Source organism: Pseudomonas sp. NFIX28, assembly GCF_900107395.1.
In the GTDB taxonomy this organism is placed as follows: domain Bacteria; phylum Pseudomonadota; class Gammaproteobacteria; order Pseudomonadales; family Pseudomonadaceae; genus Aquipseudomonas.
In genome coordinates, this window is sequence record NZ_FNPW01000017.1 from 137,100 (window position 1) to 145,879 (window position 8,780).

General features: G+C 60.9%; 9 protein-coding genes. 6 read left to right on the plus strand and 3 right to left on the minus strand.

The window, feature by feature from the left end; translation table 11 throughout:
• Positions 1 to 70 precede the first annotated feature (70 nt).
• A complete protein-coding gene (locus BLV20_RS26490) occupies positions 71 to 2,230 on the minus strand; it encodes a sensor domain-containing protein (RefSeq protein WP_256577878.1) in 2,160 nt (719 codons plus the stop codon).
• Between the two features lie 803 nt (positions 2,231 to 3,033).
• Here BLV20_RS26490 and BLV20_RS26495 point away from each other — a divergent pair.
• Positions 3,034 to 3,474, plus strand: coding sequence for a DUF3916 domain-containing protein (locus BLV20_RS26495; protein WP_256577879.1), 441 nt, complete (start codon positions 3,034 to 3,036; stop codon positions 3,472 to 3,474).
• Between the two features lie 47 nt (positions 3,475 to 3,521).
• Here the strand turns inward: BLV20_RS26495 and BLV20_RS26500 are convergent, their stop codons facing one another.
• Together BLV20_RS26500 and BLV20_RS26505 are read right to left on the minus strand one after the other, a co-directional pair.
• Positions 3,522 to 4,007: a hypothetical protein gene (locus BLV20_RS26500; RefSeq protein WP_092305374.1), complete on the minus strand. Its 486-nt coding sequence runs from the start codon at positions 4,005 to 4,007 to the stop codon at positions 3,522 to 3,524.
• 221 nt (positions 4,008 to 4,228) lie between these two features.
• The gene (locus tag BLV20_RS26505) at positions 4,229 to 4,858 is read right to left on the minus strand and encodes a TetR/AcrR family transcriptional regulator (RefSeq protein ID WP_092305380.1); all 630 of its coding nucleotides are present in this window, start codon (positions 4,856 to 4,858) and stop codon (positions 4,229 to 4,231) included.
• Positions 4,859 to 4,964: 106 nt separating this feature from the next.
• Between BLV20_RS26505 and BLV20_RS26510 the strand changes: the two genes are divergently transcribed.
• The 5 genes from BLV20_RS26510 to BLV20_RS26530 form a co-directional block, all read left to right on the plus strand.
• A complete protein-coding gene (locus BLV20_RS26510) occupies positions 4,965 to 5,858 on the plus strand; it encodes an NAD(P)/FAD-dependent oxidoreductase (protein WP_092305375.1) in 894 nt (297 codons plus the stop codon).
• A 50-nt stretch (positions 5,859 to 5,908) separates the two neighbouring features.
• Positions 5,909 to 6,286 (plus strand): antibiotic biosynthesis monooxygenase family protein, encoded by a 378-nt coding sequence (locus BLV20_RS26515; protein ID WP_041475302.1) that lies wholly within the window; start codon positions 5,909 to 5,911, stop codon positions 6,284 to 6,286.
• Between the two features lie 170 nt (positions 6,287 to 6,456).
• Complete coding sequence (locus BLV20_RS26520) at positions 6,457 to 7,302, plus strand: alpha/beta fold hydrolase (protein ID WP_092305376.1); 846 nt, start codon at positions 6,457 to 6,459, stop codon at positions 7,300 to 7,302.
• Positions 7,303 to 7,368: 66 nt separating this feature from the next.
• Positions 7,369 to 8,241: a class I SAM-dependent methyltransferase gene (locus BLV20_RS26525; RefSeq protein ID WP_092305377.1), complete on the plus strand. Its 873-nt coding sequence runs from the start codon at positions 7,369 to 7,371 to the stop codon at positions 8,239 to 8,241.
• 250 nt (positions 8,242 to 8,491) lie between these two features.
• Positions 8,492 to 8,780, plus strand: a 289-nt coding sequence (locus BLV20_RS26530) for a helix-turn-helix domain-containing protein (protein WP_139192748.1), incomplete at its 3' end; no start/stop codon positions are given.

The following is an 8,780-nucleotide window of genomic DNA, read 5'->3' on the forward strand; positions in this document are numbered from 1 at the left end:
CGACTTTCGCCGCGAACGAGGCAGTTTCTTCAGGGCGCCTGGTTTCACCGGCGGCAAATCGAGCGGCCGGCTAAGGGCGCCAGCCCACGAACCACTGCCCGAACAGCCGGGCCGGCAGCGGCCTGGAAAACAGCTCGCCCTGCCCCACGCCGTAACCTTGCGCCAGCAGGATATCGCGCTGCTCGGGGTGCTCGATGCCCTCGGCCACTACCCGCAGGGCCAGGCCCTTGCCGATGCCGACGACCGCCTCGCTCAAGGCGCGGCAGGAGGCATCGTGCTGCAGCTCCTCGACAAAGCTCTTGTCCAGCTTCAGTTCGTTGATCGGCAAGCGCCGCAGATAGCCCAGGCTGGAATAACCCGCGCCAAAGTCATCGATGGCCAGGCGCACGCCCAGGGTGTGCAGGTCCTGGAGGGTCTGCTCGGTATTGGGGTTGCTGCACAGGAACACGCCCTCCGTGACCTCCACGCACAGGTCCGCCGGCTGCAGGCCGCAGCGCTGCAACTGGCGGGCGATCAGGGCCGCCAGGTTGAGGTTGTGGAAATTGGTCGGCGACAGGTTGACCGAAATGGACGGCACCCTGAGCCCCGCCTGACGCCAGCGCGCCAGTTGCTCGCAGGCTTTGCACAGCACCCACTGGCTGAGGTAGTTGATCAGCCCGCACTCCTCGGCCAGGGCGATAAATTGCGCCGGCGCAATCTTGCCCAGGCTCGGATGTTCCCAGCGTGCCAGCGCCTCGACCCCGACCAGGCCGTTGCTGCGCAAGTCGATCTGCGGCTGGAACACCAGGTGCAGGCCGTCGCTGGTCAGGGCCTGGCGCAGCGCCGTCTCCAGCTGCAGGCGGTGCTGGGCGAGCTGGTCCATTTCCTCGAGGAAAAACCTGAAACCGCCGCGCTCGGTGCGCTTGGCCTGGTCCATGGCGATATCGGCGCAATGCAACAGGCTTTCCATGTCCTGGCCGTCGCCGGGAAACATGCTGACGCCGATGCTGGCCGAGGGCAGCATGGCGGTTCCGGCAATCTCGGCCGGGGCGCCCAGGGTTGGCATCAGGCGCTCGAGAAAAGCCGTGACCTTGCCGGCGTTCATGCGGGGCAGCACCAGCACGAACTCATCGCCCGACAGCCGCCCGACGATGTCCGACTCGCGCAGCACGCTGCGCAGCCGCTGCGCCATGATTTGCAGCAGCGCATCGCCCGAGGCATGGCCCAGGGCATCGTTGACCTGCTTGAAACGATCCAGGTCGACATACAACACCGCCAGCTCGCCCTGCTCACGGGCGACCTCGGCGATGCTGCGGTTGGCCTCGGCCAGCAGGAAGCTGCGATTGGGCAAGCCGGTCAGGGCATCGGCGAACGCCATGCGGCGGATCGAAACCATGACCTCCGGCGCCAGGCGCTCGACTTCCTGGCACAGCAGCGTCAACACGCTGTCCAGCGGCTGCTCTTGCAACAAGGCGCCCACGACCTTGTCCTGCAGCGCTTCGGGTAACCGGGAACCGCTGATATCGGTGAACACAATGACGATGTTGCCGATCCGCCCCGCGGCGTCGAACACCGGCGCCGAGCAGACCTGCACCCTCAGCCGCTGGCCGTTGCGCTTGCCGACCAGGCCACAGGCTTCATGGGGCTGGCCACCGAGGATGCTGTCCAGCTGCAGCGCATCGGCCTGCGCGTCGGCATCGGCGACGAAGAACATCTGCGGCGAGCGCTCGAGCAGTTCCTCGCGCGAATACCCCAGCAAGCGCACCAGCCCGTCGTTGATGTAGATCATCCGGCCGTCGGCATCGACGATGCAGATGGCCGAACAGTCGGGGTTGACCGACATCGACAGCAAGCACTGCTCGATATCCTTCAGCCGCGCCTGGGTCACGTCCTTGAAAAAGGCCGCATACAAAATGTGCGTCTGCAGGGTGATTTTCGAAATCGCCATCGCGCCCCAGCGCTCTTCGCCGTCCTTGCGCGTGATGCAGACATCGCGGCTGGTGCCGATGATCTTGTTGATCCCGGTCTGGCCGTCGTTCCGCGAGCGGATGGGGATCGGCACCAGCGTGCCGACATCGCTGCCCAGCACCTCGCGCCGTGGGCAGCCCCAGAAGCGTTCGGCCGCCGCGTTGAAAAATACCACCTGGTTGCGATCGTCGATGATCACCACTGCATCGTTGGCCTGTTCCAGGGTCTGCGCGAAAAAGCCCGCGTCTTCTTCTCCGGCCGTCGACCCGACGCTCATATCCATTGTCGCCACTTCATGCATGCCATCACGGTCGTCGTCCCTGATTACCGTGAAGCGCCATTGACAGCCCTCGACACTGGAGGGGCCCCGTCGTCGAAGCCACACCCGATACGGCTCAGCAAGGCTGAGAAAGCGTTTTTACCCGGGCGAGCAGGACATCAGGCCATCGGCGTGGACATGGGTCTTTTAGGCCATCGACCTGAAATTAGATAATAGCCGCGAAGTGGCCGGCCCATGGAAAACCGTGCGAACGGCACCCTGCCCGCCGGCCCTCGCCAAGGCCATGCAATCCGTAGTGTCCGCTTGTGGAGGGCACTTTAGTCACCGGGTTGTTCGATGTGCCAGATTTCAGGGCTTCACGAAGAGCCAGACCTGTTCATGAGACCACTGGACAGCAGATGAACTGCAACTGATGGACGCTCGACGGTCGCTGCCAGAATGCAGAAAAGGGGGCGGACGGCTTATAGGGTTATTTCGCCGAGCTATTTCAAGATTTTTTGCCGCTCGTGTTTTCGGTATGGGTGAAGCAGGGATTGCGGTTGGACCGTTTCCGGGATCGCTAAAAAGGATGTCGAGCCACACAGAAAAACATCAGGCTATTTGCAAACCGTCAGAAATGAAAGCCCATGCCGGGCAGCTTTCAAGAGCGGATATTTCCAATATCAACGCCCGAAAACGCTGATCGTTTAGCAGCTTACAATGAGCACCCAAACCGTCAGTGTCACCGCACAGCATAAGGACATCCCTTGCGAAGACTACTCCTCAGTAACAAAAAACTCCGAGGCATCCCCCGACGTCTCCGCGCATTGGAGTACTGGGCCGCGGGCTTTAGCGGTGAGTTCTATCCTCACATTGATGAACGCCAGCGCTACACGCACTGGAAGATTCCAGTGCTCAATACCCTCGTTGAGGGTCCGCAGGCACGTATCGAATTGCAGGCGTTTTGCGTTCAGCAACTGCTCGAAGCAGCGAACCATCTTTCCCGCGCTGCGGATCGCAGCCATGGCTACTACCGCGTCGCCTGCCTACTGGTATGGCCCTGGCTGCACCAAAGTGAAGTAACGGTGTTCTATGACCGTGAGTACTATCTGAGTTTTCTGGGGCAGCATAATTCGCTCGCTCCAATAAGCCTGAGCCACAAGCTTGCCCTGGATATACCCGAGTCATTCATCGAGCATGGGCATGATGTAACCCAAAGCGATGATGAGGTTGAAGTTCAGTGGTGGTGTATTGGGGAGCGTGCCTGATCAACGAAGTTCAGGGACAGGCCCTGGGTTGATAGTTGACCACTAGGCTAATAGCCAAGCTCAAATTGCTGAAAGCCCACGCGCTTGATGTAAATCCAAAAGTCATCCCCTGGCTCATGCAGCTCCATGCAGACGCTGTGACTCATACACAGTTCGTCTTCATCGACCAAGGTACGACCCCAATCAAAATCCGGGTTCTTGGAAATGGTATAGCCGGGGTAAGGTGAGTCGAGATCGAAGTGGATTGAGCACACATACAACGGAGACTCCCACGGCATATGAGTCTCATAAAGCCGCATCAACTCGGGCCTCTGCGTTTTACAGTGCTGCTCGGCAAACTTTAGGGCTTGGGGCAAATCAGTCCACGCGGCATTGACCATATGTTGCGCTTCGATAAGCCTGGCATGGGGGAGCTCGTCATCGTGATGCTGGACGTAAATCAATCGGCTCCCAAACTGGAACTCGCATTGCCAGACACCCGAGGGAATACGCCAATGACCAATCATGGATTCGTTCAGTAGATTGATGTCCATCGCGGTGCTACGCAGTTGGGAGCTCAGGTTACCTGTCGAGCGTCTCTGAGAACACCTGCCCCTTAGAGCTGTCCGCCCAACATCCACAAGATCTGACCTGCAGAAATCGATCAAGGGCTGCTTTCGGCCAGAAGCAGACGTTGGCAAGCGACTGCTAACGGCCGAAGCCTGCCATTTGTGATGGCCAGCTAACGACCAACATCAGGCGTTCAAATCAACCACTAAACACCGTGCGCGGCGATGAACATGGCGACAGCCGACCGGCAATAGGATTCGATTTCGTTGTCGTCCTCGGCTTTCGCCTCATCGAAGCGGGCGATCATCAAGAGATCGGACCCTTTGATAAGCGCGGCAAACAAGCGGGCAGACTCTAACGGGTCGGGCACGTTAAGCATCGCCTCCGCGTGCAACTGACGCAACAGGGCCTCGATCTGGGCGATGACATAGGCAGGGCCGGCTTCGTAATGGAGCTTGCTCAACGACTTTTGCTTCGTCTTGTCGACCATGATCATGGCTTCAACACTGCGCACTTCCGGACTCAACAACGTGCGCAACAGGAATGTCCCCACCGCCATGAGCTGATCTGCAGCCGAACCGTCGACGCCTTCAATAATGGCCTGTGGTGCAAACTGATGGCAGTGGGCCGCGATGGCCGCGCTGAACAGCGCCTCCTTGTTCTCAAAGTGTCGGTAGATGCTTAGCTTGGATATTTTTGCCCGCTGGGCGACCTTGTCCATTGTTGTCGCTTGAAAACCCAACTCCACAAAAAGTTCGCCGGCGGCGTCGACGATCGTTTGGCTGAGCGCCTCGTTGGCCGGCCGGCCGCGCCGGGTCTGGCTGATTTCGGTCATAAAAATTCCAGTACTTGACGGTATCGTAATTCCGGGATTATGGTACTCGAAAGTATCCAAACAGTAAAACCCAAGCCCCTTCAGCCACAACGCGGAGCCTATCACCATGAATGACGTCATCATTATCGGCGGCAGTTTTGCGGGTCTTGCCGCCGCCCTCCAGCTTGGTCGTGCCCGCCGAAAAGTCACCGTTCTCGATACCGGCCTTCCGCGTAATCGCTTCGCCGACCACTCGCATGGTCTACTCGGCCACGACCACAAGCCACCGCTGGAGATTCTTGCCGAGGCGCGGCAGCAACTGGCGCGCTACCCTACGGTCAGTCTGGTCACTGCCCGAGCCGAGAGTATTTCCGGCGCCATTGACGATTTCTCCATCCTCACTGGCGATGGCGAAAGCCTCAGGGCGCGCCGCCTGATCCTGAGCTATGGCGTCGCCGACCAGATGCCTGAAGTTCCCGGCTTCGCCGAAGGCTGGGGCACCTCCATCGTGCCCTGCCCCTATTGTGACGGCTTTGAAGTTGCCGGCCGGCATTGGGGCCTCGTCTGGTCCGGCCCGCCATCGCACAACTACGTCAGGCTGTACCACGACTGGACCGACACATTGACGGTCTTCGCCAATGGTCACGACATTCCACCCGACATCCGGGCCGATCTGGCGCGCCGCGGCATCCCTGTCGTCGATGGCCGGATCACCGAAATCGACCATGAAGAGAGCCACAACGCCACCGTCAGGCTCGACGCCAGCCCCTCTGTTGCGGTCGACATCCTGTTCGCGCATCCGCGCAACAAGCCGTCCGCACGCCTGCATGAATCGCTGGGCCTCGCCACGGTCGATACGCCCCAGGGCATCGTCCTCAAGGTCGACGAGCGCCGCGAAACCAGCGTGCCCGGCATCTACGCCGCCGGCGACCTCGCCAACCCCGGAATGCCCTCGGTCACCACGGCATCATGGCAAGGCGCGACGGCGGGCATCTTCGCCCAGCAGTCGATGCTGGTTTGAGATCAAGCAGCATCGATCACGCCAATTTCACAATAGACGCGAGCGCCACCATGGAAGTCCTAAAGAAATTCAAGCCGCTAGACGATAAATTCCCGCTTGAGCGCCAACTCGGCATCTCGGCCGCGCCAATCGTACTTATCAACATATTCACGGTCGGTTCCGCCGACGAAGCGGGCTTCCTGGACGCCTTCAAGGCGGCAGGCGAAACCCTGAAGAAGCAGCCGGGCTTCATCTCCACCCAACTGCACCGAGCGATCGGTGATAGCCCGACCTTCCTGAACTATGTGGTGTGGGAGTCCACCGAGACGCTCCGCGATGCCTTCGCCCGCCCCGAATTCGTCGCGAAGGTTTCGGCCTATCCGTCATCCGTCGTAGCCACCCCGCACCTGTTCCAGAAGGTCGCCGTCCCCGGCTTTTGCACGGCCTGACTCCGGAAATATGGCAAGGCGCGATGGCCGGCATCTTCGCCCAGCAGTCGATCCCGGCTTGAGAGCACAGCTTGGAGATGAGCATGGAGGCGCACATGTCCAAGACCAGAAACACCGAAGCCAGCATCAGCATTTCTCGCCCGACCATTTTTTGAAAAAGGCTGACACACATGGAGTTCGAACACGTCACTTTCGACCTGCCACACGGCACCTTTCATGCGCTGAAGGGGGGGGATCCCGATGGTCAACCGACGATCGTCTTGCACGGCTTCCCAGATCATCCGCCGACCGCGAAGCCCTTCCTTGCCGAGCTCGGCCGCCGTGGCCGCCACGTCGTCGCACCCTGGCTTCGCGGTTACGCGCCGTCCCCGACCGCGGGGCCGTTCGACTTCGCAGCCCTCACCGGCGACGTGCTCGCGCTGATCGACCGCTGGTCTCCGGGGCGCCCCGTGGAGTTGATTGGCCACGATTGGGGCGCCCTGATCACCTATGATGCCTGCGTCACCGCACCGGAGCGGATCGAACGCGCGGTCGCGCTCGCAATCCCTCATCCACTCACGTTCATGAGCCGGCTGACGCACCTCGCTCAACTGCGCCGGAGCTCGTACATGGGGCTCTTTCAACTGCCTGGAAGCGGCTGGATCGCCACCGCCCGCGATCTTGCCTTCATCGACAGCCTCTTGCGTCGATGGTCGCCCGGCTTCTCGCTCGATCCCGCTCTCAAGGCAGAGCTACACGAGCATCTGCGCAAGAGCATGCCTGCGCCCCTAAAGTATTACCGGGCGATGCTGCGCCCCGGCATGATTGGTGCGACGCGACGCATGTCTCAGCCGATCACGGTGCCCCTGTTGCAGCTTCACGGTGCCAACGACGGCTGCATCCTCCCCGCGCATGTCGAAGACCGACATCGGTTCGCCGCCCCGCACGCGATGGAAGTCGTCCCCGGCGTCGGTCACTTCCTGCACATCGAGGCCCCTGAGGCGATCGCGGAGCGGATCGCGGCATGGGCCAAGTAGCGCCCCTTCCTCCTTGCCTCGATCAAAGGCTAGCTGGTTAAAAACGAATCAAAACGAGGAGATGTCATGACAGAGCAAAAAGCCTATCAGGTCGCCGACTGGAATGGCCAAAGCGGAGAGTACTGGGCCGCCAACCAGGCCCGGCTCGATGCCATGTTTGCGGTATTCGGCCAGGCCGCGATAGAAGCCGCGGCGCCCGCCACGGGCGAACGCGTGCTGGATGTCGGTTGCGGCGCGGGCGCGTCGAGTCTGGCTCTGGCTGCCCGCGTCGGCGCGGGCGGACATGTGCTGGGCGTGGACATATCCGAACCGCTGATTGGACGAGCGCGCGAGCTTGCGCCGCAGGATACGCCGGTCCTGTTCCAGGTGGCCGACGCCAGTAGCGCCGAGCTGCCCGAGGGCGCGTTTGACATCCTTTTCTCGCGTTTCGGGGTGATGTTCTTCGACGATCCGACAGGGGCGTTCGCCCATATGCGACGCGCGCTCCGGCCGGGCGGGCGGGTCGCTTTCATCTGCTGGCGCGGCGTGGCCGAGAACGATTGGGTGCGCCTGCCGATGGGCGCGATCAAGGGCATCGTCCCGCTGACCGCACCGCCTGATCCCGAAGCACCCGGACCATTCTCGTTCGGTGATCGGGGACGCGTGACACGTATCCTGACGGCCGCTGGCTTTACCGATATCACTTTTGCGCCGTTCGATGTTTCCATCCCGTTCGGTGAAGGCGAGACTCGGGATGCGGCGATAGATGACGCGGTGAGGATGGCGTTCGAGGGCGGCCCGCTGTCACTTATGCTCGCTAATCAGCCCGACGACATCCGCGCCCACGCCTCGGCCGCGGTTCGCGCCGCCTTTGCGGGCCTCCCCGGCGAGCGGTCGGTGATGATCGACGGCGCGGCGTGGATCGTCATGGCACACAATCCGGCAGCTAGCGCCTGTTAACAGGGATGACGCCCCCGCTCAGTAGAGCGGGGCAACTTTGGCTAATTAGATTGATGTCCCTTTTGGTTTGGTGATCTGTCCTTGGCAAAAGCGAGTACTCGCCAATGGCCCTAATCGGCCAGAAGCGGACGCTAAAGCTTGGTCAGCTTTCGGCCATAAGCAGTCTCTAGCGAACGTCTGCTTTTGGCTGTGGATTCAACCGGTCGATGCAACACAACTAAATTCTGTGTAAGCAGAAGGAGTGTTGCAGATGAAGCAGAGACCTCGGATCTATTACACCGAAAGCCAGAAAAAACTGATGTGGGATCACTGGCAGAAAGGCGACTCTCTCCAGCACATAGCCCAACTATTTGATCGAAACCATTCATCGATACAGCACATCTTGGCGGAAACAGGCGGTATCAGACCCGCTGTACGCCGCAGGTCCAGATTGGCGCTGACGTTGGCTGAGCGCGAAGAGATTTCGCGTGCAGTGGTGGCAGGTAACTCGATCCGTTCCATGGCCGCGCTGCTAGGGCGAGCAGCCTCTACGATCAGTC

Excerpts from the sequence above, each read along its gene's own strand:
- BLV20_RS26520 (WP_092305376.1), top strand. The coding sequence starts at position 6,457 with ATGGAGTTCGAACACGTCACTTTCGACCTGCCACACGGCACCTTTCAT.
- BLV20_RS26515 (WP_041475302.1), top strand. The coding sequence starts at position 5,909 with ATGGAAGTCCTAAAGAAATTCAAGCCGCTAGACGATAAATTCCCGCTT.
- BLV20_RS26490 (WP_256577878.1), bottom strand. The coding sequence starts at position 2,230 with ATGGATATGAGCGTCGGGTCGACGGCCGGAGAAGAAGACGCGGGCTTT.
- BLV20_RS26510 (WP_092305375.1), top strand. The coding sequence starts at position 4,965 with ATGAATGACGTCATCATTATCGGCGGCAGTTTTGCGGGTCTTGCCGCC.
- BLV20_RS26505 (WP_092305380.1), bottom strand. The coding sequence starts at position 4,858 with ATGACCGAAATCAGCCAGACCCGGCGCGGCCGGCCGGCCAACGAGGCG.
- BLV20_RS26500 (WP_092305374.1), bottom strand. The coding sequence starts at position 4,007 with ATGGACATCAATCTACTGAACGAATCCATGATTGGTCATTGGCGTATT.
- BLV20_RS26525 (WP_092305377.1), top strand. The coding sequence starts at position 7,369 with ATGACAGAGCAAAAAGCCTATCAGGTCGCCGACTGGAATGGCCAAAGC.